The sequence below is a fragment of the Sphingopyxis selenitireducens genome (assembly GCF_051550705.1).
In the GTDB taxonomy this organism is placed as follows: Bacteria; Pseudomonadota; Alphaproteobacteria; order Sphingomonadales; family Sphingomonadaceae; genus Sphingopyxis.
This window is the reverse complement of sequence record NZ_JBPULG010000006.1, coordinates 348,793-370,107: the sequence shown is the minus strand read 5'-3', so window position 1 is coordinate 370,107 and position 21,315 is coordinate 348,793. Positions and strand designations below refer to the sequence as shown.

The window sequence follows — 21,315 nt, the reverse complement described above, 5'->3', positions numbered from 1 at the left end:
GAACTATATGATCGCCGCAGCGGCTTTAATCGAATGGGGTTGACGCGGCGTTAAGCCTTCTATGTCAGGGCAGCTAGCCCATGACACGCATTTTACATGTCCTCGACCATAGTCTGCCCGCGCACAGCGGCTACACGTTTCGCACGCGCGCGCTGATGAAGGCGCAGGTGGCGAAGGGGTGGGAGGTCGCGGGCGTCACCGGCGTGCGTCATCCCGAACCCGGCCCCGATGGCGAAACGGTCGACGGGCTGACCTTTTACCGCACCCCGCCGATCGCACCCATGCGCTCGCCCATTCGCGAATGGCGCGAGATCGGCGCCTTTGCGGACCGGATCGAGGCTTTGGCCCGCGAATGGCGGCCCGATGTGCTCCACGCGCATTCGCCGGTGCTGGACGCCATGGCTGCGCTGCGGGTCGGCAAGCGGCTCGGCATTCCGGTGATCTATGAGATTCGCGCATTCTGGGAGGATGCGGCGGTCGGCAATGGCACCGGGACCGAGCGCAGCGCGCGCTATCATTTGACCCGCTGGCTGGAGACGCGCGCGGTGAAATCGGCCGATGCGGTAGCGGTGATTTGCGAGGGGCTGCGCGGCGACCTGATCGCGCGCGGGATCGATCCGGCGAAAATCACCGTGTCGCCGAATGGCGTCGATCTGGAACTGTTCGGCGACCCGCCGCCGCGCGCCGCTGGGCTTGCGGGGCAATTGGGGCTGGCTGCGACCGATGCCGTGATCGGCTTTATCGGCAGTTTTTACGATTATGAGGGTATCGACGACCTGATCGCGGCCATGCCGGCGCTGGTCGCGGCGCAGCCGGCGGCGCAGTTGCTGCTCGTCGGCGGCGGGCCGATGGAGACGGCGCTGAAACGGCAGGCGGCGGCATCGCCGGTCGCGGCGCATATCCATTTTGTCGGCCGCGTCCCGCATGAACAGGTCGAACGCTATTATTCGCTGATCGATATCCTCGCCTATCCGCGCAAGAAAATGCGGCTTACCGACCTTGTCACCCCTCTCAAGCCATTGGAGGCCATGGCGCAGGGCAAGCTGGTCGCGGCATCCGACGTCGGGGGCCACCGCGAATTGATCGAGGATGGTGCGACGGGCAGCCTGTTCGCGCCCGACGATCCGGCGGCGATCGCCGCAACGCTGGCGGCGCTGCTGGCCGATCGCGGCATGTGGGAGGCGCGTCGCCGCACCGCCCGGATTTTTGTCGAAGCCGATCGTAACTGGTCGTCAAACATTTTGCGTTACGAGCCTGTTTACCAGCAATTGCTGCGCGGCAGCGCGACCTGACGAAATAGAAGCAAGGCGTTCCTGCGGCGCCGACGGATTTGGAACGATATGGAATATGCCAGCGAAAATTCCGCCACTCCGATGTGGAAGACGGTGCTGAGCGGCCTGCGGCCAGCCATTCCTGCGGTGATCGGCGCGGGCGCGCTGGTCTTTTTGTTCGCCGCCATAATGCCCTTTTCGTGGGTCGCGGGGATCAGCTGGAATCTTTATCTCGATCGTTTGTCGGACCTGTTTGTGCAGCCGATCGGCAATGGTGGGCGACTCGCGATGGCGCTTGGCATGGCGGCGGTTGCCGCGCTGATCGCCGGCATTGTCGCGCTGGTCATCGCCAGGCCCGATGAAGCCGGATTTTCGGCGCTGCGCCGCCGGATGCGCCGCCAGGACGAGCGCGACGCGGCCGATGACGAAGCCTTGCCGCGCCGCCGCGCCGACCTTCACCCCGACGATCCGCCGCGCCCGCCGATTCGGGCCGGGCGCGACCTGCCCGCCGAAGGGCTGGGGCCGCTGATCATGCCCCTCGCCGACGAAGCTTATGATGACGCGGGCATCGCTTTCGCCGAACCGGCCGACGAATATGATTATGGCGACGAACTGGTGCTGGGCGATCTTGCGCCCGCCGAGCCCGCACCGACGGGCGACGAGCCCTGGTTGCAGCCCGCCGAAATGGCGACGGCGCCGGCACCCGTGACGCCCGACCCTGTCGATAACAGCCTTGGCGCGCTGGTCGCGCGGCTCGAGGCGGGGCTGGCACGCCGCCGCGAGGCGGAGTCCGCCGCGCTCAACCCCGCAGTGGCTCCCGTCGCGGAAATGCCCGATTCGGAGATTCCTGCGCCGAGCGCGCCGGATGTCGATTTCGCGCTCGAGGCCGCGCTTGGCACGTTGCAACGGATGACGCGCCACGCCGCGGGCTGACGCCGTTCAATCCTCGACGGTCAGCATTTCGATTCGCATCATCCCCGGACCATCGCTTGCCTCGACCGCGACGTCGGCGACGATATGCCCCGGCAGTTTCCACAGGACCGCGTCGAGCCGATCCTTTAGCGCGCAGCGCAGCGGTGCCGCTTCGTCCACGGCATAGGAACAGTCGAACAAGTGGCGTGCGCCGACGAAATTGGCGCTCGCCCACGGGCGCAGCGTTGAAAATCCCAGCATGAGCCCGGATGGAAGTTCGCGCTCAAGCAGGCGGCGTAGCCGGCGGTGCGGGCAGCCGGGGCGCGGCGGCGGTGCGGGCGACCAGCGCATCATGCCTCCACTCCCATGGCACCCCGCGCCCCGCGCACGCGGCGGTCGCCCACCGGTTTGACACGCCCGGCACGATGCTCCGCGCGCCATTTGTTCATGAAATGTTCCAGTCGGCATATCAGGCGACGGCCTGGTTCGCGACCTCCGCGCAGGTCGCTGACGAGCCGCGGATCGGACGCTGCGGCGCGGCCGAAGACGCTGGGCGGCATCGCCGATTCTTTCATGAAGGCCTCGATTCGTTGCAGCAGGCTGCGTTCCATTTTCTACTCCCCATCCAACGCCGACCGGGCGAATCGCCCAATAGGATATTTCCTATCAAAGAGTATGATTTCCTACTTGTCTAGGAAAAATCCTCTTGCTAGGAGGAAATGGAAAGGACCGGTCTTTGTCCGATAATTTTCAGGATCCGCGCGCAGCGCTCGACCGTCTGCTTCAGGACAAGGGCATCGACTATGCCCATCTGTCGGCGAAGATCGGGCGCAACCCCGCTTATATCCAGCAATATATCAAGCGCGGGTCCCCGCGACGGCTGGCCGAACAGGATCGCGCGCGCATCGCCGCCTATTTGGGGGTGTCCGAGGCGATGCTGGGTGGCCCGGTTCAGCGCATCGCTGCGCCGGCGCGGGTTCGTGGTCCCGGCATGATCCTGGTGCCGAAGCTTGCGATCGGCGCCTCGGCGGGGCCGGGGGCGAGTGTCGACGGGGAAGCGGTCGAGGGTGAGGTTGCGTTCGACCCCAAATGGCTTCGCGGGCTGGGCGCCGATCCGCGTGCGCTCAGCATCATCCGGGTCGAGGGCGATTCGATGGCGCCGACGCTGAACGACGGCGACGACATCATGGTCGATGGCGGCGACGCGGCGGCGCGGTTGCGCGACGGCATCTATGTTCTGCGCATGGACGATGTGCTGATGGTGAAGCGCGTCGCGCGCGCGCCGGGGCCGGGGCGCGTCTCGGTAATCAGTGACAATGCGCATTATAAAAGCTGGGACGACCTGCCGATGGCGGCGGTTCAGCTTGTCGGCCGGGTTGTGTGGACCGGGCGGCGGGTGCGTTGATTCTCTTTGCCTGACGGCGGGGGAGCGGCCGGGTGCGGCGATGGATCAGAGCGGGGCGGCCATTGCGGCTTCGATCTCATGCTCCAGCACCTCGGCGCGCTGGCATTGTTCGGCGTTGCCACGCTGGCATTTTTCCGCCGCTTTGTCGCGCTGGCGCGACAGCTTGCCGACCTGTTCCTCGCGCTTGCGCATTTCGCGGCCGCGGTTGCGGTCGGATTCGTCTTGGCTGGTGGTCGTCCAGTCGGCAACCTGTCCGACGGCCTTTACCGGTGCGGTGACGACTGTCTTCACGGCGCTGAAGCAGCCGGTGAGCAGCGGCGCTGACAATAGTGCGATAATCACGACGCGCATTTTCACTCTCCCGGCGATGCGGCTTCATCGCATAACCGCCGCGATCTGAACAGATGATTGCGGCAGACACCCTGTTCTTGCGGCGGCCTGTCATATCACTGAAACAAATGGTTAAAACCGTGTTTACCAGCATGTTCTAGGTCCCGGCGGCGTAACAGGACCGAAACAGGAAGAAAAAATACCATGGACATCGCCCTTGCCCCGTCGATCGGCCATACGGTCGCGATCGAAGGCGACGCGCATCTGTCGCAGGTGATCGACCTGTTCCGCGGCGATCCCCAATTGCACGTGTTGGCGGTGCTCGACGGAGCCGGTAAGCCGGTCGGTGTCATCCGCGAACAGCGGGTGCGCGAACTGCTCTTTTGCCCCTATTGGTTCTCGTTGATGCAGAACCCGACGATCGGCGGATCCATTGCCACGATGATCGAGCCGTGCCTGACCGCCGATGTGGCGCAATCGACGGCCGATCTGCTGCGCCTGATGTCGCGGTCGCAAGGCCATGACAATCTGGTCCTTGTCGATCGCGGCCGGTTCGTCGAGACGCTCGACAGCGGCCAACTCGCCAGACTGGCGATGCTGCGCGAGGTGGAGATCGCACAGGAACACACCGCACGTGCGGCCGGGATCGATGACGCGGGCCGCCGGTTCCAGCAGGATATCGCCGCCCTGTCGGCGACGCTTTCGGACATGGCGCGCGAGGTCGAAACTGTTGCGGAGCGATTGTCCGATCGCGCCCGGCAAACCGGGGGCGATGCCGTGACCGTCGCCGGTGCATCGGCGCAGACTTTGGCGGGGCTGCGCGAACTGGGCGACCGCGGCCATACGCTCGCCGCGACGATGGCGAAAATTGTCGACGACGGGTCGCGCGCGCGCGCGGTCCGGCAGGACGCGCAGCGAAAGGTCAAGCAGGCGGGCGAACGGGCCCTGGCGCTGCAGGCGGCCAGCCAGTCGATCGAACAGATGCTGGCGCTGATTATCGACATGGCGAGCCGCACGAATATGCTGGCGCTCAACGCGGGGATCGAGGCGGCGCACGCGGGTGACGCCGGGCGCGGCTTTGCCGTCGTCGCGTCCGAGGTCAAGACGCTCGCCAGCCAGACGCGGTCCGCCGCGGGCGATATCACCCGCTATGTCGATCATATCCGCGATATCGTCGGTCAGGTGACGGCGGGTGTCGTCGAAGTGGAAAAGGCGATCGACGAGAATAATGTCTTTTCCGACGCGATCGACCGGGCCGTCGACGGGCAAAGCGCGACGACATGGATGATCGCGAGCTATGTCGAGCAGGCCGTTTCGGCGGGCCGCGAAATCGACGGCCGGATTCAGGAAATCGGTCATGGCGCGGGGGCGGTGGGCGACGGTGCGACGGCGCTGGGGCAATTGTCCTCGGGGCTCACGCAGGCGGCCTTGTCGCTGCACCAGCGCGCGCGCCACTTCGTCGAAGCGGTGGCCGCCGCCTGATTTTGCGGGTGTCCGCAAACACTTGCTGCGCGGCGCCGCGCTGTTAGGATACCCCCGCGCCAGCGGCGCATGGCCGCCGGCGGGGAGGAGGGTCACATGACCAATATGCAAAAGGGTCTGGCCGAGTTTATCGGCACATTCTGGCTTGTCTTTGGCGGTTGCGGCAGCGCGGTATTCGCGGCCGGTTTTCCTGAACTTGGAATTGGTTTTCTGGGCGTTGCGCTGGCTTTCGGCCTGACGGTCGTGACGATGGCCTATGCGATCGGCCATATCTCGGGATGCCACCTCAATCCCGCCGTGACGGTCGGCCTGTGGGCAGGCGGTCGTTTCGAGGCGCGCGACATTCCGCTCTATGTCGCCGCTCAGGTCGCGGGCGCCATCGTCGCGGCCTTCCTGCTATTCTATGTCGCGAGCGGCAATCCCGCCTATGACCTCGCCACCAACGGCCTCGCGGCCAATGGCGTCGGTGCAGGATCGCCCGGCGGCTATGATCTGATCGCCGGGGTCACGATCGAAATCCTGCTGACCGCGGTCTTCCTGTGGGTGATCATGGGGTCGACCGATGGCCGCGCGCCAGCGGGTTTCGCACCGATTGCCATCGGCCTTGCGCTGACGCTGATCCACCTGATCTCGATCCCCGTGACCAACACCTCGGTCAATCCGGCGCGCAGCACCGGCCCGGCGCTTGTCGTCGGCGGGTTGGCGCTGCAGCAATTGTGGTTGTTCTGGCTGGCTCCGCTCGTCGGCGGTCTCGTCGGCGGCTGGCTGTACCGCACGATCGGCGCCGACAGCGTCGCCAAGCCCGACATCAAGGGCGAATAAGGGCTGTGCACCGGCGGGATGATCCCGCCGGTGCCGCATCCTATTTGAGCAGGTCGATCGCGAAGGCGCGAACTTCGTCCGCCATGTCGGGCCGTTCGAGCGCGACCGCCAGATTGGCCTGAATATATCCGGCCTTCGATCCGCAGTCATAGCGCGCGCCGTCAAAGGTTACCGCGTGGAACGGCTGATTGCCGATCATCGTCGCCATGGCGTCGGTGAGCTGGATTTCGCCGCCCGCGCCCTTTTCCTGCTTTTCCAGCACCCGCATCACTTCGGGTTGCAGGATATACCGGCCCGAAATGATCAGGTTCGACGGCGCGTCGGCGACGGCGGGCTTTTCAACAAGGCCCATGACCTCGGTCAAGGTGCCGTCGCTTCGGCCCGGCGCGATCACGCCATAGCTTGATACCTGGCTTCGCGGCACTTCGAGGACCGAGATCAGATTGCCGCCGACTTGGGTGTAGGCATCGACCATCTGCTTCATGCATCCGGGCGAGCCGTGCATGAACTCATCGGGCAGGAAGATGGCGAAGGGTTCGTCGCCGACAATGTCGCGCGCACACCAGATCGCATGGCCCAGACCCATCGGTTCCTGCTGGCGGACATAGGCGCAATTGCCGGGCCCAAGGCGCGTCGGTTCGAGGACCGAGAGGTCCTTTCCGCGTTCCGACATCGTCTTTTCCAGTTCGAACGCGATGTCGAAATGATCCTCGATCGCGCCCTTGCCGCGGCCGGTGATGAAGATCATCTGCTCGATCCCCGCCTCGCGCGCCTCGTCGACCGCATATTGGATCAGCGGCCGGTCGACGACCGGCAGCATCTCCTTCGGAATGGCTTTGGTTGCGGGAAGAAAGCGGGTGCCGAGGCCTGCGACGGGAAAGACGGCTTTGCGGATCGGTTTCATGGATCGGGCCATAGCGATGAGGGCGAAGCAAGGAAAGCGAAGCCGGGCCGGTGCCGCCGACCCGATGGCTTATTCGGGCGACACGATCACGACGACGCGCCGATTGTCCTGCCGTCCTTCGGGCGTCGCATTGCTCGACAAGGGCAGCGTTTCGCCGCGCCCGACGATCTGCTGGGGGGTGAAGCGCATACCGCCGGCCGTCAAAGGTGCGGCCACCGCCTCTGCGCGCGCCTTTGACAGCGCCAGATTATACGCACTCGCTCCGGTCGAATCGCTGTGTCCCTCGACGCGCGCGCTGACGATGCCGACCGACAGCAGGTTGCGTGCAAGCGTGGTGATGCGGTCGGCCTGCCCCGGCTGGAGAGCGCTTTCGTTCGACGGAAAGAGCAGGCGTTCGGTCAGGGTCAGTTGCCAGCTGTCGTCGGCCTCACTCTCGGTTTCGATAAATCCTTCGGCCTTCAGCACCACGATTTGTGCCGGGGTGAAGCCACGGGCCGGCGGCGCGCTCTGGCATGCGGCGAGCAAGGCGGCGAACGCCGTGACGATCATAAGACGGAATGGGGGGGGGAGGGCATAGGTCATGGGGTAACTCCGCTGGGGGTGGCAGATCACGAACGACTGGTCAGCTTGTCGGTGTACATCGCGGCGTCGGCCGCAGTGAGCAGCGCGGTCGGGTCCGTGCCGTCGTCGGGATAGACGGCGACGCCGACGCTCACCGATATGGCATAGCTGTCACCGCCGGGCAGGTTGATCGGCCGGGCGACGCCCGCGCGAACGCGGCTCGCCAGATCATCGGGACTGGCGTCACTGCCCAACGGATCAATGATCACGATAAATTCGTCGCCGCCGATCCGTGCCGCGAAATCGCCTTTGCGCAACGTGTCCTTGATCCGGCCCGAGAGGGCGACCAGCACGGCGTCACCCGCCGAATGGCCAAAATTATCATTCGCCGCCTTGAAGTTGTCGGCGTCGATGAACAGCAGGGCGAAGCGGTCGTTCCGGCTTTGCGCCGACTGGATGCGCAGCGCCAGCTGCTCGTCGAAGGCGGCCCGGTTCGGCATGGCGGTCAGCGTGTCGTGCGAGGCGCGATGGGCGAGGATCTTATTTTCGCTTTCCATCGTGCCCTGCCAGCCCTGCAATTCGTCGAGCAGCGCATTGATGTCGCCGCCCAGCCGGTCGAGTTCGGCGATGCCCAACGGCGTCACGCGTTTGTCGAAGCGACGGTGCAGGCGCACGTCATGGGCCACGGTTGCAATTTCGTTGAGCGGTTTGACCAGCTCATATTCGAACCGCCGCGCCAGAAAAATGGTTCCCAGCGCCGTGATCAACAGGCAGACGAGGCCGGCTAGCATTCCGATCCGGACATAGTCGGTGAGCGTCGACGAATCGCCCCACACTTCGATCGTACCGATGACCGAACCATTGCGCCGCACATCGACCGATGCAGGCTTGGGAAAGAAGATGCCTGTCAGCAGCGGGATGGGGTCCTTGGCAGGGGACGTCCATTCGGTCAGCGGTTTGCCCCGGTCGTCGAGGACGCGCAGCCGGGCGATGCCCGGAATGCGGGTCAGCGGTGCAATCCCCTCTCGCGCCGCCTGCGGGTCGGCGAACACCAGCGCCGGTTCGGCGCCATAGGCACCGAGTTGCGCGGCGAGTTCCAGATTGCGGTCGGCCGAGCCGAGCAGCGCTGTGACTCCCGCGAGCAGAATGGTGAGCCCAGACAGCGCGACGGCGAATAGGGTGATGCCGAAATGAAAACGCGACAGCAGCTTTTGCAGTGTCGTGCGTGGCCCCGTTCTTTCGGACGTTTTTTCGGGCGCGGGGCGTTCGACGGGAAGCTCGGTCATTCGCTGCCGCCGATCTTCAACACGCGCGGGTCGATGCGCAGCGGCCCGCGCCCGATGGAATCGAGGTTGACCGAAAAGCTGAGGCTGGTCCGCCGGCCGTCGAGGCAGAACATCGCGCCATGGACGCAGGCCGCGTCGTCGTCGGTGACGGTCAACACCGGGCGGCTGCGGACCCAGCCGATCAGGCGCAGGCGGTCGGCGGCAGGCATTCGGCCCATGAAGATGATGTCGCAGCCGCCATCGTCGGTGATGCCGGCGACGGTCATGCGGCGCACCGTTACAGTCGGGGCCCCGGGGGCAATGCGATTGGTCATCTGCGGCGCGCCGACGATGCACATCGAACGCGGCATGTTCGCTTGCTTGCCGGGCCAGCGGGCATAGCTGATGATGCCGCCGAGCATGCGGTTGACCGCGCGGGCCCGGCCGTCGGCGCTATCCTCGACGATCGTCTGGCTGGCCGCCTGGATCGACATCTGTGGCGTCGCGAACAACGTGCCGATCAGAAATAGTGATGCCAGCACTTTCGCGGTCCCCAACTGCGCCCTGAACCCATCCTGCCCCGGTGCGCGGGGGTCCGCTAGCCAAAACTACCGGAAAGTCAATGAAAACTGACGTCATGCGACCATAATGCAACAGGTCGTTAGGGCGGGCCCGGTCTTTAGTCCGCGCGCAACCGATCGCCGAACCCCTTGCGTAGTTTGGCGATCTTGGGCGGGATAACGGCCAGGCAATAGGGGTTGCGCTGGCCTTCGCCGTCCCAATAGGACTGGTGATAATCCTCGGCCGGATACCAGTCGGACAGCGGCTCGACCGTGGTGACGATCGGTGCCGGCCAGTCGGCCTGCGCGCGCGCTATTCCGTCGCGCACGGCGTCTTCCTGTGCGGTGTCGAGCGGGAAGATCGCGCTGCGATATTGGGTACCGACGTCATTGCCCTGACGGTTGAGCTGGGTCGGATCATGCGTCGCGAAATGGACGTCGAGCAGATCGGCATAGCCGATTTCGGCGGGGTCATAGGTGATGCGGATCGCCTCGGCATGGCCGGTATCGCCGCTGCAAACCTGCTTGTAGGTCGGATTTGGCACCGCGCCGCCGATATAGCCGCTTTCGACCGCTTCGACCCCGCGAAGCGACTGGAACACGGCTTCGGTGCACCAGAAGCAGCCTCCGGCAAAAATGGCGGTCTCTCGGGTCATGGCGGCAGTCCTTGATCGGGAAGGGGAGGGATGCCCCCCAGATAGGATGCGCGTGCGGTTATTCCAAGGGCGGCGGCGCGCCGATCAGGGGCGGGGTCAGGGGCGTCCCGGCCGCCTGGGCGCTTCGGATCGCGGCGATTTCCGTCTCGACCGATTCGACCCGCGCCTTCCAGCGCGGATGGGTTCCGGCCTGAAACAGCACCGGCCCGCCCTGCTTGCCATAGGCGCGCCAGAAGCGCACCGCAGCGTCGATGTCATAGCCCGCGCCCTGCATCAGCCATACCGACAACCGGTCGGCCTCGACCTCGGTCTGGCGAAAAAGCCTCGCGCTGCGTCCGAATTGCTTGCCGAGCCCGCGATCGACCCCCGCCGCATCGAGCCGCGCGCGGTGCTGCAGGATATTATGGGCCAGTTCGTGGGCGACCGCGGCGGCGAGTTCGTTGTCGTCGTCGGCAAAGCCCGCGAGCCCGGCGTTGGTCAGGACCAGCCGTCCATCGGCGGCGCCTGCGACCTGCTTGCGGTCCTCGACGCGAAAGTCGCTGGCGCATCCCGCGACGGGAACGACGCGCACGGTCTGGTTATCGCCTGTCGTGATGTTGACCGGAGTTTCGGGAGGAAGGGCGGCGAGCTGGATTTCCAATGCAGTGATGCGCGCAAAGGGATCGTCGCCCGGCTGTGCAGGCAGTGGAGCACCATTGATCGCGAGGATCGGAGCGCCCACGTCCAGCCCGGCGGCGGCAGCGGGCGACCCCGGGGCAATGGCCGCGATGAAGGGCGCATCGGCGTCGCCGACCCGATAGGTGGTGCTGGCGGCGGCGCGGTCGCGCTCGCCATAAAGGCGAAGGTCGCCCCACAGCCAGCCGAACTGCGGCTGAACGGCCGGGCACCAGCCGGCATTGGCGGTGGTCAGGCGGAAGCTGATCGCCGCGACGCGCGCTTCGAGCGCGGCAAGCGTGGCATAGGGTGCCGACGCGGCCGGCGCGGCGGCGAGCGCTGGCGTAGCGGCGAGGACTGACAGAACGGCAAACAGGGACCGGACGGGACGCGACATCGGCGCGGCTTATCAACTACGGGCTGTCGCGGCCATGAATATTCCCGAAAGGCCCGGCTTTCGGCCTCTTGCCTATCGCCGGGGGAGGGGCGATAGGGCGGCGATGACGAAATTTCCGACAAATGCCCGTGCTTTGAACCCGCGCCCCGCTGCTCTGGCGCGCTGGCTGTGGGCGGTCGCCCTGCTGGTGATATGGGTGATTGCCGTCGGCGGGATCACTCGGCTGACCGAATCGGGGCTGTCGATCACCGAATGGCGCCCGGTTTCGGGCGTTCTGCCGCCGCTCAACGAAGCCGATTGGGTCGCCGAATTCGAAAAATACAAGCAGATCCCCGAATATAAGGAGATCAACCTTGGCATGTCGCTCGCGGGGTTCAAGGCGATCTTTTTCTGGGAGTGGCTGCACCGCATATTGGGACGGCTCGTCGGTATGGCGCTTGTCGTTCCGCTTGTCTGGTACGCGTGGCGGCGGGCGATCCCGGCGGGCTATGGCCCACGCTTGCTGGCGCTTGCGGCGCTCGTCGGGATGCAGGGTGCGATTGGCTGGTGGATGGTCGCATCGGGGCTCGAATATCGTACCGACGTCAGCCATTTCCGCCTCGCCACGCATTTGCTGACCGCGCTGTTCCTGCTCGCCGGGCTCGTATGGACGGCGCTCGATTTGCGGCTTCTGGCCAAGGATAAGCGCGCGCGACCTGCGCGGTTGACGGGCTTCGGCGTCGGTGTGATTGCGGTCCTCTTCGTCCAATTGCTGCTCGGTGCATGGGTGGCCGGGCTCAACGCAGGCTATGTCGCGAGCACATGGCCGTCGATGAACGGCCACTTCGTGCCCGAAGGCATCGACTGGTCGGCCGGCGCATGGATGGCGTTGACTAACGATCCCTTCCTGATCCACTTCCTGCACCGCTGGTGGTCGTGGGTCGCCGCGCTCGTGCTGCTGTTATTGGCGCGGACATTGTCGCGGCGCGGCGCCTCGGTCGAGACGAGGTTGCTGGTGATCGTCGTCGCCGCCCAGATGGCGCTGGGCATATTGACGGTCGTGACCGGGGTTTCGATGTGGATCGCGGTGGCGCATCAGGTGGTCGGCGGGCTGCTGGTCGCCATTGCGGCGGGGGCGGTCCACCGACTGGGGCGGAACGTCGCGCGATAATCGTCGGCGGTAGGGGCGCTGGTCCGGGAACGGACAAGCGTGCCGCAGCCTGCCGGAATAGATGAAGGTATCATAATACCCGTCAGCAAAGCCGCGCTGCGCTTGACTTTCCGCTCATCTGGCTCCATTGGCCCGCTCCGAAGCGCCGCTATGTCCTTGCTGGACGGGCGGCGCGGTTTGTTTCGGGCTACAGGCATCGTGCCGGTCGCCCCAGTCCATATCTGTCAAGGAGCGTGCCATGATGAAGGCGCTGACCAAGACGACCGCGTCGGCCAATGCCGGTACGGTCGAAAAGAAATGGGTGCTGATCGACGCCGAGGGTCTCGTTGTGGGCCGCGTTGCATCGATCATCGCCAACATCCTGCGCGGCAAGCATAAGCCGAGCTTTACCCCCCACGTCGATTGCGGTGACAATGTCATCGTCATCAACGCGGAAAAGGTAGCGTTCACCGGCAAGAAGCTGCAGGACAAGCGTTATTACAAGCACACCGGCTATGCCGGCGGCATCAAGGAAACCAGCCCGGCCAAGATCCTAGAAGGCCGTTTCCCCGAGCGTGTGCTTGAAAAGGCCATCGAACGCATGATCCCGCGTGGCCCGCTTGGCCGCCAGCAGATGCGCAACCTGCGCGTTTTCGCCGGCAGCGAACATCCGCACGAAGGGCAGAGCCCCGAAGTGATCGACGTCGCGTCGATGAACCGCAAGAATAAGGTGGGTGCATAATGGCTGACGAACAGACCATGACCGATCTCAAGGATCTCGCCGGCGCCGTCGAAGGCACCGTCGCTGCTCCGGTCTCGAACGCGCCGCTGCGCGAAAAGATCGTCGACAAGCAGGGTCGCTCCTATGCGACCGGCCGTCGTAAGGACGCCGTTGCCCGCGTGTGGGTCAAGCCCGGCACGGGCAAGATCACGATCAACGGCCGCGACCAGGAAGTCTATTTCGCACGTCCGACGCTGCGCCTCGTCATCAACCAGCCCTTCGGTCTGACCGAGCGCGTTGGCCAGTATGACGTGATCGCAACCGTCAAGGGCGGTGGTCTGTCGGGCCAGGCGGGTGCCGTGCTTCACGGTATCGCGCAGGCGCTGACCCGTTTCGAACCCGCTCTGCGCGGTGTCGTCAAGACGGCTGGCTTCCTGACCCGCGACAGCCGCGCCGTCGAGCGTAAGAAGTACGGCAAGGCGAAGGCCCGTCGTAGCTTCCAATTCTCGAAGCGCTAAAAAGTTTTCCGTCGACGGACGGACAAGGGAAGGGCGGTCCGGCAACGGGCCGCCTTTTTCGTTGTGCGTTGAAGAAACGGGTCGGGCGCCATAGATTGGCGCCATGGTTTTTGACCTTCGCAGAGCTCTCCTCGCCAAGGAGGAAAAGGATTCTGCCCGGCTGATGGATTTTGAGTTCCGCCAGCGCGCGCGGAGCTTTCGCTTGCTCGCTGTCGTGCTCGATATCGACCCCGGCGCGCTTGTTCGCGAAATCGCGCTGCACGATGATCCGGCAATTCTCGACGCGCTCGCGAATGACCTGCCGATGTCGCGCGAAGACCTTGGCCATCATTACGCCAAATGCCGTGCCGAGGCTTACCGCCAGCTTGTCGGTGAACTCGGCGATCCGACGCCGCACCGGCTCGGCTAAAGCAAATCGAGGCTCCCGAGCGCGAGTGCCTGCCGCGCCGGGCGTTCGGCCATCACTGCAAACATTTCGTCGCCGCGTTCCGTGCGTTCGACGCTCATGGATGCGAAAATCGCCATGAAATAGCCGCTGAGCGCGCCGACGCGATAGTCGGTCCACAGTGCCTCCGCATCGGGCGCAACGCCCGCGCCGGTCAGTGCCGAGATCCAGTGGTCGAACGCCGGCCGGTCGGCAGCGGCGCGCTCGTCAGGGTCGGCGATGCTGGTCCCGATCAGATAGGCGAGGTCAGCGGCGGGGCTGCCGCGGGCCAGCGTTTGCCAGTCGACGAGCCAGCATTTGTCGCCGTCGGGCGCGAACAGGATATTGTCGATGCGCAAATCGCCGTGAACGATCGTCCGCGCGGCAGGCTCGCGGCCCATGAAGGCGTCGAGCCGCTCGACCAGCCCCGCGCCGACATCGAGCAGTTCGGGGGCAAGGCGGTCGGCATAGCGTTCGCGAAATCCCAGATAGAGCTGCGGAAAGAGCGCGCGGACCAGCGTGCTATTGTCGCGCGACAGCCACGGCAATTCGGCAAGCTGCGCATCGTCCCATAACAGCGCGTGCAGCCGCGCCGCGGCGTCGATGCACGGCTTCAATCCCATGAGCCCCAACCCGGCGAGCTGGTCGCCCGCGCGCGCAGGCGCGAGGTCGGAGAGAATCAGGATGAAATCGACCTCATCCGCCGCGATATCGGCGAAATGGCAATGCGGGCCGGGAACGCCGCTGTTTGCCGCCAGTTCGCGGTACCAGCTGACTTCCTTGATATAGGTGCCGACGAGCTTGGCGATGTTGCGGCTTGCCTCGTCGTGGCTTGGGCATTTGGCGATCACGCTGGCGGGCGCCTCGACGCCGCCCGCCCAGTCGAGCGTCAGGCGAAAGCTGTCGCACATTTGCCCGGTGCCGACTTTGGCGGCGGTGAAGCCGCGAAGCGCGTCCGCTTCCTGTCCCAGCGCCGCCGCGAGCCACGCCGGGGTCATCGCGGGGGGCGAGGTCGGAAAGCTCATGCGGCAGGGTCCATCAGGCCCGTGAGCCCGCTGGGCAGATGCGGCCCGACGAACAATTGTTCGAGCATGCCGACGCCGCGATGCACCGTGTCGCCATCGGTGAGTTCGGCGGTGGTGAAGGCCTGGATGTGCATAGCGAGCGGATTGCCCCAGCCGCGCTCGGCTTCGGTCAGGCTGTCGTGTGCGACCGCGACCTCGGCGCCCTGATCGCGCCCATGCGCCCAGATCGGATGGGTATAGCCAAGGCCGCTCATCGCAAACACCGGCCCCGATGGTACGAGCGCGAGCGAGCGGCCCGCACCCAGATCGCATCGCATTTTCGCGATGCGCCGCGTTCCCGCCTGCCAGCCGATCTCGAAGCCTGCGGCGTCGAAATGCTGTTCTGCGCCGCCATCCGTAATGATCACCGCGCGGCGGTTCCATGGCGCGCCGACGCCATCGTCATTGCTGTGGAAGAACAGCGATCGGTCATCGAAATTGCAGGGCGTCCACAGCCAGAAGAACTGGTTGAAATTGCCCTCGGGCGGCGGTTGCGGTTCGCTGGCGCCGACGGGACGGACGCCCCAGCTGCGGTCGCGCGTCCCCGCCCAGTCGCTGCCCACCTCGACGCGCTGGCCGCCCACCGACAGCCAGCCCGACCAGCGGCCATTTTGCGTCATCCGCGTATAGTCCATGAACAGGCGCGTGCCGTTGCGGCGGATGAAGCGCGGTTCCTCGATCGGGAAATGGCGCCCGCTGAAGCAGAGTTCGCCCGCGAGCAATCCATCGTTCGCCGCGATGCGCAGCGTGACCTGCTGTAGCGGGATATCGATCGCGATCGATATCGGCCCGACGCTGAGGTCTAAGCGTTCGCCGCCCGAGCGGCGACTGGCGCGGAGGTTATATTGCACCCCGTCCCGTATGACGCAGAAGCTGGCGTCGACGATCCCGAGTTGCGGGTAAAAACCCATGGCGGCGGCGAAAAATACCGATCCGTCCGGCGCATAGCCGTTGAAGAAATAGCGGTCATAGAAATTGCGGTCGGTGCCCGCGAAGGCGATCGGCTCGCTCGTCTGGTGCAATGGAAAATCGTCGCCCTTGGTCAGCATCATCTCTCATCCCGTTTTTCTTTGCAACCTAAGGAGATGAGGGCTGCTGTCAATGCACCGGCGGATCGACCGGCGGGACGGCGTCGATCGGGGCGACGGGCTCGCCCGGCTCGCGCGGCGGCAGGGCGTCGGGCGGGATATCGCCGATCTGCATATCGGGGGTCGGCACCGCCTCGACATTGCGGACCAGCACGGTCAGCTCCTCACCCGCGATCCGCAATTCGTTGAAGCTTGGCGGGGTCGACCGGATGCGCTGCGACAGCGTTCCGGCGCCGATCATGCGAATCGGGCCGGCGTCGGTATCGGCGACCAGATCGAACGCGTCATGGACATGGCCGGACAAGACCGCAGTCACTCCGCGCGCGGCGAGTTCGCGAAGTGCGCGCGATCCGCCGCGGGTCAGCGCGCGGCCGCGCGTTCCGGCCTCGACCAGCGGATGGTGCGCGGTGACCAGCGTCTGGGTGCGGGGCGGTAGCGCGTCGATCGCGGAAAGGGTCTTCGCCAGCGCTTTGCGCGTCACCCAGCCCTTCGACCAGTCCAGCCGCCACTGCGCGCGCGCGGTCGTTTTGAGCGGCACGACCGCAAGCCCGGGCAGGTCGATCTCGCGTTCGATCAGCGCCTCGATTCCGAGAATGCGGCGATAGGGATAAAGGAAGCGCGCGACCGGGTTGAAATAGGGCAGGTCATGATTGCCGACCTCGACCGTCACCGGCGCGCCGAGCGCGCCGATCCAGTCGCAAGCCGCGGCGAATTCGCGCGATCGCGCGCGCATCGTCAGGTCGCCGGTGATCAACACCGCGTCGGGCGGTTCGCGGCGCACAATATCGGCGAACCAGGCGAGGGCGGCCGAGTCCTCGAGTCCGAAATGCAGGTCGCTGATGTGATAGAGAAGCGTCATTCCGTGGCGATGAAGTCCACCGCGCTAGTCCCGATGGCAAAGCGCGCGGGCGAAGCCATTTCGCCAAGCTCGCCGTCATGCTCGAGGCTGATGGCGTCGTCGCTTTCGAGGATGATCGTCTCCCCGGTTGTGATCGCCTCGCTCGGTCCATCACGGAAGTCGCCGCCGAGCCAGGCAAGGCCATGGCGCAGCACATCGCCCGTGCCTTCGGTCAGAATGCCATCGGCGCGGAGGCCCGCATCGGTCGGGGTCAGGATGATCGCGGGATAAGCCTGCGTCTGCCCGGCCACCCGAACGCCGGGGGCGTTCAGCATGGTATCGAGCGCATCGGGGGCGGCGCGGCTCGCTTCGAGTAGCCCGTCCTGCCGCATCGTCTCGCGCACCTCGGCCCAGCGCGTCGCGGGGCCCGCGATAATGGTAATGAAGGCGTCGCCTGCGTCGCTGCGGACGATCGGGATGGGGCGGCGCCGTCCCTTGCCGGTGAGCACGTCGACAAGAATGTCGGGCGCGGGCCGGTCGCCGTGCAGCTCCTTCGACAACAGGTTCAGCGTTCCGCCAGGCAGCGGCAGGATCGCGCCGTCCCATCCCCCGACACGCGTTGCGGCGGCGTTGATCGTGCCGTCACCGGTCCACACGAGCAGCAGGTCGATATTCTGCGCCCGCAGCGCGTCGGCATCGGGAATATCGCCGTCGGGCAACGCAAAGGTCGCCGCGAGCGGCGCGCCGTGCGCGCTGCATGCCTCGGCAATATGTTCGAGAATGGCTTCGTCATGGCTGCCGCTTTGGCTGTTGCAGATCAGAGCGGGGCGGCTGAATTTTGCGGTCATGCGCTTTTCTACGCATGAGGACGGAAAAGGTCACGGGTTTGCGGGCAGAGGAGGGGCAGGCTGGTGACATCTCATCGCTCGCCGCTTGTTCGCCGCCGCGCCGCCCTGTAGGACGCGCGCTTCACGGCAAGGCCGAAACCAAAGGGGCGGCGGTTGATCAAATTCATCATCGTGGTGGCGCTGCTCATCCTGCTGTTCGGCGGCGGGGCGAAGCTGGTCGTCGCAGGCGGCGCAAAGTCGCTGAATATGGCCGACCGCTTGCTTGGTCAGGGTGATGGTGCGCGGCTGCTGCTGGGCGGTCAGCTCTATGGGCGCGGGCCGCGCCAGTCGCTCGATATCTGGGTTCCCGAAGGCGCACAGGATGGCGACCGTCTGCCGGTCATCGTCTTTTTCTATGGCGGCGGCTGGGACAGCGGGGATCGCGAGAGCTACGGCTTTGCCGGTCGCGCGCTGGCGAGCCAGGGCTTCGTCGTCGTCATTCCCGATTACCGGCTGGTGCCCAAGGCGCATTGGCCCGATTTTCTGAACGATAGCGCGGCGGCGGTCGCGTGGGTGCATCAATATATCGGCACATTGGGCGGCGATCCCGACCGGATCGCGCTGATGGGCCATTCGGCGGGCGCCTATAACGCCGCGATGCTGGCGCTCGACCCGCAATGGCTGCGCGGCGCGGGGAGCGATCCGTCGGTGATCCGCGGCGTCGCGGGCATGGCCGGTCCCTATGATTTCCTGCCGCTCGAAAAGGGCGGTCGCGCCGAAAAGGCGATGGGCAAGGTGCGTCCGATCGAAAAGACCCAGCCGATCGCCTTCGCGCGCCGCGATGCGCCGCCGATGTGGCTGGCGCATGGCGACGAGGATGATGTCGTGCGGCCGCGCAACAGCCAGAATCTGGCCGCCGCGATCGAAAAGGCGGGCGGGTCGGCGGTGCTGCGCATCTACCCCGGCATGGGCCATACCGGCATCGTGATGGCGCTGGCGCAGCCGTTTCGCGGCAAGGGGCCGGTGCTGGACGAGGCGAGCGATTTCCTGCGCGGCGTCACCGGGCGTCGTCTCGCGCCAGCCGGGGAGGCCGCAGCGAAATGACCGGCCGCACCCCCGCCATCGTCCTTGCCGGAAGCCGTCCTGGCCCCGATCCGCTGCTCGACGGCAGCGGCGTTTCGACCAAGGCGCTGCTGCCGATCGCAGGCGATGCGATGCTCGTCCATGTCGTGCGTGCGCTGGCCGCGTCGCCGCTGGTCGGGACGATCACGATTCTCGCGCAGAATAGCGCGGCACTCGCCGCCGACCCCGCGCTTGCGAATATTCCCGGTGACGTGCGGTTTCAGGATTCGGGGCAGGGGATCAGCGCCTCGCTCGCCGCTGCGCTGCCGCCCGGCGACGACCCGGTAATGGTGACCACCGCCGATCATGTGTTGCTGACCCCCGCCATGATCGCAGAATTTCTGAACGGCGCCTGGGACAGCGACGTCGCGGTCGCGATGGTCGAGCGCGACGTGCTGCTGGCGCGTTATCCGCAATCGCAGCGGACGTGGCTGAAGTTTCGCGGTGGCTGGTGGTCGGGGGCGAATATGTTCCGGCTGCGCGGGCGCCGCGTCTTGCCGCTGCTCGATTTCTGGGGGCGGATCGAACGCGACCGCAAGAAGGGGCTGAAGATCATCGCAGCCTTTGGACCGTGGCTTCTTATCGGCGCCCTGCTGCGCCTCTTTACCATCCAGCAGGGGATCGCGCGCGCGGGCCTGCGTTTCGGGCTGAAAGCGAAAGTGGTGCCGATGTCGGAGGGCGAGGCGTGCATCGACGCCGACAAGCCCGTCGATATCGAACTGATCGAGCGGATTATCGCGGCGCGCCGGAGCGCGGTCAGCTAAGCCGCAACGTCCGTCCGGTCTTGCCGAGCGAGGCACGGTCGGCGAGCGGTAGCGCAAAACGCATCGACGCCCATATCCCGGCGGCGGCGATGATGGCGATCAGCGGCAATGCGATCGCATCGGGCAGGCGACCGGCGAGCAGGGCGGCAATACCCGCGATCAGGGTGATGCCGATCCCGCGTAGTGCGACGCGAGGAAACTGCTGGTCGAAGGGATGCAACTTTTCGTTGAACGCCAGTTGCAGCATCGGGGTGCCCGCCATCACGATCAGTCCGATCGACATGGCGAGCGTGACCCCGGTCAGCGCACCCATATGGCCGACGATCAGCCAGCCGGCGCCGACGGACACGATCATCCCGACCACACTCGCGGTCAACTGGTCGCGAAAGGCCGCGACGACCTGCAGCACCGGCTGCGAGATGCCGAAGATCGCCTCCGCCGCGCGGGCAAAGAGCAGGATAATGAGTGCGGCCTGAGCGACCTGCGCCTGATCGCCGAACAGGCTGAGCAGCGACGAGCTGCCCGCTGCGAGCACGGCAGCGAGTGGGAGCGCGATCGCCAGGATCAGGCGCGTCGCATAGGCATATATGTCGGCGACCTGTGCCCGGTCAGACCGCTCGGCGCTGGCGGCGAGCGGCGCCATCACATAGACGAAGGCGACCCGGACCAACTGGACGACGCTCGACAGCTTGCGCGCGATGGTGAACAGCCCCGCCGCGGCTGCGCCTGCGGCGCCGGGAAGCAGCAGGTTGAGGATCAGCGCGGGAGCATCGCCGAACAGGCGGCCGATGATATTCGAGGGCAGCATCGAGAGCCCGGCCCAAAAGGTGCTGCGCGCCGTCGTGGTTACCCACGCGCCGCGCCACAGATCGGCAAAGCTGTAATAGCGCGCGAGCAGGCGGAGGCTGAGGATAGCGGTCACGGCGAGCGAGCAGCTATGCGCGATGAACAGGCCCTTGAGGCCCCAGCCTCCGGCGAAGAATAATCCGGCGAACACCAGCCGCAAAATCTGTTCCCATATAATGCGCAGGCGAATTTCTGCGCCAAACACCATGCGCGCGCGCATCGCAGAGGTCGCGATCTCGACAAAGGCCCAGAGCGGAAGCGCCCAGATGAACAGCCGGATCGCCGGCGCGACGAGCGGTATATCCTTGTCCGCGACGTTGAGCAGCGGCGCGAGATCGGCGGCGAATATCGCAACCAGTATCGCGACGACGATGCACGGCCCGACGCCAAAGATGATCGCGGTGCGCAGCGCGGCGGCCGCCTCGGCGTCGCTTGCCGATTGCGGCACGGTGCGCTGCATCGCGCTGGTCATGCCGCAGTTGAAGATATTTTCGAGCAGATTGATCGCGGCCCACAGCACGGCGTAGAGGCCATAGCCTGCAAGCCCGAACATCAGCACGTACAGCGGCTGCGCGACAATCTCGACCACCGCGCCCAACCGGGCGAGCACGGTCGTGCCCAGCCCGCGCGCGACGCTGCGGCTCGTTACGGCGGGTTGGGCGGCGGCGTCTTCGCTCATTCCCTGCGCACCTAGCCGCTTGCCCGCGGCCCCGCCAGCGGCTTTCGCGCTTTTGCGTCCTTCACCCCCTTGTCGT

The 21,315-nt window shown here is 65.8% G+C and carries 25 protein-coding genes; 11 read left to right on the top strand and 14 right to left on the bottom strand.

The features are described from left to right. The first annotated feature begins 80 nt into the window (after positions 1–80). Together ACSYDV_RS20350 and ACSYDV_RS20345 are read left to right on the top strand one after the other, a co-directional pair. Positions 81–1,292, top strand: a complete 1,212-nt coding sequence (locus tag ACSYDV_RS20350; protein ID WP_438325830.1) for a TIGR04063 family PEP-CTERM/XrtA system glycosyltransferase — start codon at positions 81–83, stop codon at positions 1,290–1,292. 48 nt (positions 1,293–1,340) lie between these two features. Then, positions 1,341–2,204 (top strand): hypothetical protein, encoded by an 864-nt coding sequence (locus ACSYDV_RS20345; RefSeq protein WP_438325828.1) that lies wholly within the window; start codon positions 1,341–1,343, stop codon positions 2,202–2,204. A 6-nt stretch (positions 2,205–2,210) separates the two neighbouring features. Here ACSYDV_RS20345 and ACSYDV_RS20340 read toward each other — a convergent pair whose 3' ends face one another. Together ACSYDV_RS20340 and ACSYDV_RS20335 are read right to left on the bottom strand one after the other, a co-directional pair. Then, positions 2,211–2,537 (bottom strand): hypothetical protein, encoded by a 327-nt coding sequence (locus ACSYDV_RS20340; RefSeq protein ID WP_438325827.1) that lies wholly within the window; start codon positions 2,535–2,537, stop codon positions 2,211–2,213. Continuing rightward, positions 2,534–2,794 (bottom strand): hypothetical protein, encoded by a 261-nt coding sequence (locus ACSYDV_RS20335; RefSeq protein WP_438325826.1) that lies wholly within the window; start codon positions 2,792–2,794, stop codon positions 2,534–2,536. Before ACSYDV_RS20335 ends, ACSYDV_RS20340 begins: the two co-directional genes overlap by 4 nt. A gap of 125 nt (positions 2,795–2,919) precedes the next feature. Between ACSYDV_RS20335 and ACSYDV_RS20330 the strand changes: the two genes are divergently transcribed. After that, positions 2,920–3,588, top strand: a complete 669-nt coding sequence (locus ACSYDV_RS20330; protein WP_438325825.1) for a S24 family peptidase — start codon at positions 2,920–2,922, stop codon at positions 3,586–3,588. 45 nt (positions 3,589–3,633) lie between these two features. Here ACSYDV_RS20330 and ACSYDV_RS20325 read toward each other — a convergent pair whose 3' ends face one another. Beyond that, entirely contained in the window at positions 3,634–3,939 is a 306-nt protein-coding gene (locus tag ACSYDV_RS20325) for a hypothetical protein (RefSeq protein WP_438325823.1), read from the bottom strand. Positions 3,940–4,122: 183 nt separating this feature from the next. On the opposite strand from ACSYDV_RS20325, the gene ACSYDV_RS20320 reads away from it, so the two are divergent. After that, positions 4,123–5,400 carry a methyl-accepting chemotaxis protein gene (locus tag ACSYDV_RS20320; RefSeq protein WP_438325821.1) on the top strand — a complete coding sequence of 426 codons (1,278 nt, stop codon included), beginning with the start codon at positions 4,123–4,125 and terminating at the stop codon, positions 5,398–5,400. 96 nt (positions 5,401–5,496) lie between these two features. Then, positions 5,497–6,222 carry an aquaporin Z gene (gene aqpZ, locus ACSYDV_RS20315; protein WP_438325820.1) on the top strand — a complete coding sequence of 242 codons (726 nt, stop codon included), beginning with the start codon at positions 5,497–5,499 and terminating at the stop codon, positions 6,220–6,222. Between the two features lie 40 nt (positions 6,223–6,262). Here aqpZ and galU read toward each other — a convergent pair whose 3' ends face one another. From galU to ACSYDV_RS20285, 6 genes are all read right to left on the bottom strand, one after another. Then, positions 6,263–7,126 carry a UTP--glucose-1-phosphate uridylyltransferase GalU gene (gene galU, locus ACSYDV_RS20310; RefSeq protein ID WP_438325818.1) on the bottom strand — a complete coding sequence of 288 codons (864 nt, stop codon included), beginning with the start codon at positions 7,124–7,126 and terminating at the stop codon, positions 6,263–6,265. Between the two features lie 69 nt (positions 7,127–7,195). Then, on the bottom strand, positions 7,196–7,708 hold the full coding sequence (gene yfiB, locus ACSYDV_RS20305) for an outer membrane lipoprotein YfiB (protein WP_438325816.1): 513 nt from the start codon (positions 7,706–7,708) through the stop codon (positions 7,196–7,198). Between the two features lie 26 nt (positions 7,709–7,734). After that, positions 7,735–8,973 (bottom strand): diguanylate cyclase DgcN/YfiN, encoded by a 1,239-nt coding sequence (gene dgcN, locus ACSYDV_RS20300; protein ID WP_438325815.1) that lies wholly within the window; start codon positions 8,971–8,973, stop codon positions 7,735–7,737. Next, positions 8,970–9,494: a regulatory sequestration protein YfiR gene (gene yfiR, locus ACSYDV_RS20295; protein WP_438325814.1), complete on the bottom strand. Its 525-nt coding sequence runs from the start codon at positions 9,492–9,494 to the stop codon at positions 8,970–8,972. Before yfiR ends, dgcN begins: the two co-directional genes overlap by 4 nt. Positions 9,495–9,631: 137 nt before the next feature. Beyond that, a complete protein-coding gene (msrA, locus tag ACSYDV_RS20290) occupies positions 9,632–10,168 on the bottom strand; it encodes a peptide-methionine (S)-S-oxide reductase MsrA (RefSeq protein ID WP_438325812.1) in 537 nt (178 codons plus the stop codon). A 58-nt stretch (positions 10,169–10,226) separates the two neighbouring features. Beyond that, positions 10,227–11,219: a M48 family metallopeptidase gene (locus tag ACSYDV_RS20285; RefSeq protein WP_438325811.1), complete on the bottom strand. Its 993-nt coding sequence runs from the start codon at positions 11,217–11,219 to the stop codon at positions 10,227–10,229. 103 nt (positions 11,220–11,322) lie between these two features. Here ACSYDV_RS20285 and ACSYDV_RS20280 point away from each other — a divergent pair, with 103 nt between their 5' ends. The 4 genes from ACSYDV_RS20280 (at position 11,323) to ACSYDV_RS20265 (ending at position 13,996) form a co-directional block, all read left to right on the top strand. Further along, positions 11,323–12,369, top strand: coding sequence for a COX15/CtaA family protein (locus tag ACSYDV_RS20280; RefSeq protein WP_438325810.1), 1,047 nt, complete (start codon positions 11,323–11,325; stop codon positions 12,367–12,369). Positions 12,370–12,610: 241 nt separating this feature from the next. Next, on the top strand, positions 12,611–13,090 hold the full coding sequence (rplM, locus tag ACSYDV_RS20275) for a 50S ribosomal protein L13 (protein ID WP_438326007.1): 480 nt from the start codon (positions 12,611–12,613) through the stop codon (positions 13,088–13,090). Next, positions 13,090–13,587, top strand: coding sequence for a 30S ribosomal protein S9 (gene rpsI, locus ACSYDV_RS20270; protein ID WP_438325809.1), 498 nt, complete (start codon positions 13,090–13,092; stop codon positions 13,585–13,587). The genes rplM and rpsI overlap by 1 nt, the downstream gene beginning before the upstream one ends. Positions 13,588–13,690: 103 nt before the next feature. Further along, a complete protein-coding gene (locus ACSYDV_RS20265; protein WP_438325808.1) occupies positions 13,691–13,996 on the top strand; it encodes a hypothetical protein in 306 nt (101 codons plus the stop codon). Here the strand turns inward: ACSYDV_RS20265 and ACSYDV_RS20260 are convergent. From ACSYDV_RS20260 to ACSYDV_RS20245, 4 genes are read right to left on the bottom strand one after another with little or no spacing between them, the layout of a single operon-like run. Beyond that, complete coding sequence (locus ACSYDV_RS20260) at positions 13,993–15,036, bottom strand: phosphotransferase (protein ID WP_438325806.1); 1,044 nt, start codon at positions 15,034–15,036, stop codon at positions 13,993–13,995. The genes ACSYDV_RS20265 and ACSYDV_RS20260 overlap by 4 nt on opposite strands. Next, complete coding sequence (locus ACSYDV_RS20255) at positions 15,033–16,127, bottom strand: Rv3169 family protein (RefSeq protein WP_438325804.1); 1,095 nt, start codon at positions 16,125–16,127, stop codon at positions 15,033–15,035. Before ACSYDV_RS20255 ends, ACSYDV_RS20260 begins: the two co-directional genes overlap by 4 nt. Before the next feature lie 46 nt (positions 16,128–16,173). Further along, complete coding sequence (locus tag ACSYDV_RS20250; RefSeq protein WP_438325802.1) at positions 16,174–17,022, bottom strand: metallophosphoesterase family protein; 849 nt, start codon at positions 17,020–17,022, stop codon at positions 16,174–16,176. Next, positions 17,019–17,849, bottom strand: coding sequence for a diacylglycerol/lipid kinase family protein (locus tag ACSYDV_RS20245; protein WP_438325801.1), 831 nt, complete (start codon positions 17,847–17,849; stop codon positions 17,019–17,021). The genes ACSYDV_RS20250 and ACSYDV_RS20245 overlap by 4 nt, the downstream gene beginning before the upstream one ends. Before the next feature lie 153 nt (positions 17,850–18,002). On the opposite strand from ACSYDV_RS20245, the gene ACSYDV_RS20240 reads away from it, so the two are divergent. After that, on the top strand, positions 18,003–18,932 hold the full coding sequence (locus tag ACSYDV_RS20240; protein ID WP_438325799.1) for an alpha/beta hydrolase: 930 nt from the start codon (positions 18,003–18,005) through the stop codon (positions 18,930–18,932). Further along, a complete protein-coding gene (locus tag ACSYDV_RS20235) occupies positions 18,929–19,714 on the top strand; it encodes a nucleotidyltransferase family protein (RefSeq protein WP_438325798.1) in 786 nt (261 codons plus the stop codon). The genes ACSYDV_RS20240 and ACSYDV_RS20235 overlap by 4 nt, the downstream gene beginning before the upstream one ends. On the opposite strand, the gene ACSYDV_RS20230 is transcribed toward ACSYDV_RS20235, so the two are convergent. Next, positions 19,707–21,239, bottom strand: coding sequence for a lipopolysaccharide biosynthesis protein (locus ACSYDV_RS20230; protein WP_438325796.1), 1,533 nt, complete (start codon positions 21,237–21,239; stop codon positions 19,707–19,709). The genes ACSYDV_RS20235 and ACSYDV_RS20230 overlap by 8 nt on opposite strands. Positions 21,240–21,315: the final 76 nt, after the last annotated feature.

What these genes read in the sequence shown, in the direction of transcription:
- ACSYDV_RS20335 (WP_438325826.1), bottom strand. Translation starts at nt 2,794, where the DNA reads ATGGAACGCAGCCTGCTGCAACGAATCGAGGCCTTCATGAAAGAATCG.
- ACSYDV_RS20265 (WP_438325808.1), top strand. Translation starts at nt 13,691, where the DNA reads ATGGTTTTTGACCTTCGCAGAGCTCTCCTCGCCAAGGAGGAAAAGGAT.
- ACSYDV_RS20320 (WP_438325821.1), top strand. Translation starts at nt 4,123, where the DNA reads ATGGACATCGCCCTTGCCCCGTCGATCGGCCATACGGTCGCGATCGAA.
- ACSYDV_RS20280 (WP_438325810.1), top strand. Translation starts at nt 11,323, where the DNA reads ATGACGAAATTTCCGACAAATGCCCGTGCTTTGAACCCGCGCCCCGCT.
- ACSYDV_RS20325 (WP_438325823.1), bottom strand. Translation starts at nt 3,939, where the DNA reads ATGCGCGTCGTGATTATCGCACTATTGTCAGCGCCGCTGCTCACCGGC.
- aqpZ (WP_438325820.1), top strand. Translation starts at nt 5,497, where the DNA reads ATGACCAATATGCAAAAGGGTCTGGCCGAGTTTATCGGCACATTCTGG.
- ACSYDV_RS20235 (WP_438325798.1), top strand. Translation starts at nt 18,929, where the DNA reads ATGACCGGCCGCACCCCCGCCATCGTCCTTGCCGGAAGCCGTCCTGGC.
- ACSYDV_RS20285 (WP_438325811.1), bottom strand. Translation starts at nt 11,219, where the DNA reads ATGTCGCGTCCCGTCCGGTCCCTGTTTGCCGTTCTGTCAGTCCTCGCC.
- ACSYDV_RS20230 (WP_438325796.1), bottom strand. Translation starts at nt 21,239, where the DNA reads ATGAGCGAAGACGCCGCCGCCCAACCCGCCGTAACGAGCCGCAGCGTC.
- rplM (WP_438326007.1), top strand. Translation starts at nt 12,611, where the DNA reads ATGAAGGCGCTGACCAAGACGACCGCGTCGGCCAATGCCGGTACGGTC.
- ACSYDV_RS20345 (WP_438325828.1), top strand. Translation starts at nt 1,341, where the DNA reads ATGGAATATGCCAGCGAAAATTCCGCCACTCCGATGTGGAAGACGGTG.
- ACSYDV_RS20260 (WP_438325806.1), bottom strand. Translation starts at nt 15,036, where the DNA reads ATGAGCTTTCCGACCTCGCCCCCCGCGATGACCCCGGCGTGGCTCGCG.
- ACSYDV_RS20350 (WP_438325830.1), top strand. Translation starts at nt 81, where the DNA reads ATGACACGCATTTTACATGTCCTCGACCATAGTCTGCCCGCGCACAGC.
- ACSYDV_RS20255 (WP_438325804.1), bottom strand. Translation starts at nt 16,127, where the DNA reads ATGATGCTGACCAAGGGCGACGATTTTCCATTGCACCAGACGAGCGAG.
- rpsI (WP_438325809.1), top strand. Translation starts at nt 13,090, where the DNA reads ATGGCTGACGAACAGACCATGACCGATCTCAAGGATCTCGCCGGCGCC.
- ACSYDV_RS20250 (WP_438325802.1), bottom strand. Translation starts at nt 17,022, where the DNA reads ATGACGCTTCTCTATCACATCAGCGACCTGCATTTCGGACTCGAGGAC.
- ACSYDV_RS20245 (WP_438325801.1), bottom strand. Translation starts at nt 17,849, where the DNA reads ATGACCGCAAAATTCAGCCGCCCCGCTCTGATCTGCAACAGCCAAAGC.
- galU (WP_438325818.1), bottom strand. Translation starts at nt 7,126, where the DNA reads ATGAAACCGATCCGCAAAGCCGTCTTTCCCGTCGCAGGCCTCGGCACC.
- yfiB (WP_438325816.1), bottom strand. Translation starts at nt 7,708, where the DNA reads ATGACCTATGCCCTCCCCCCCCCATTCCGTCTTATGATCGTCACGGCG.
- ACSYDV_RS20340 (WP_438325827.1), bottom strand. Translation starts at nt 2,537, where the DNA reads ATGATGCGCTGGTCGCCCGCACCGCCGCCGCGCCCCGGCTGCCCGCAC.
- msrA (WP_438325812.1), bottom strand. Translation starts at nt 10,168, where the DNA reads ATGACCCGAGAGACCGCCATTTTTGCCGGAGGCTGCTTCTGGTGCACC.
- dgcN (WP_438325815.1), bottom strand. Translation starts at nt 8,973, where the DNA reads ATGACCGAGCTTCCCGTCGAACGCCCCGCGCCCGAAAAAACGTCCGAA.